This is a genomic window from Microtetraspora sp. AC03309 (genome assembly GCF_020826795.1).
In the GTDB taxonomy this organism is placed as follows: domain Bacteria; phylum Actinomycetota; class Actinomycetes; order Streptosporangiales; family Streptosporangiaceae; genus Microtetraspora; species Microtetraspora glauca.
On sequence record NZ_JADDIL010000620.1, the window covers coordinates 1 to 392 of the forward strand.

General features: G+C 66.6%; 1 protein-coding gene. It reads left to right on the forward strand.

What is annotated here, in order from left to right; translation table 11 throughout:
• The coding region (locus tag IMZ11_RS44645; RefSeq protein WP_228649869.1) for a cytochrome P450 at positions 1-392 on the forward strand (392 nt) is incomplete at both ends.

Consider the following 392-nt stretch of genomic DNA (forward strand, 5'->3'; position numbering starts at 1 on the left):
CGTCCGGGGCGGGCAGGCCCTGCTGCGGGCAGATGTACCCGGCGGAGTATGGGCCAAGGGACTGCGGGCACGCAAGCGCCTCGAACGGTACTTCGCCGAGCAGGTGCCCGACCGTCAGCGCGGCGACGGCACCGACCTGTTCTCGATGTTGTGCCGCAGTGAGGACGAAGACGGCGCCCGATTCACCCCCGCCGACATCGTCAACCACATGATCTTCCTGCTGATGGCGGCTCATGACACCACCGCGATCGCGCTGTCCATGCTCACCTACGAGCTGGGCCGCAATCCGCAGTGGCAGGAGGCGCTGCGCGAGGAAGCGCTCGGTCTACCCAACGACACCCCCACGGTCCTTGACCTGGACAACTACCCGTTGCTGAACGCCGCTTTCAAGG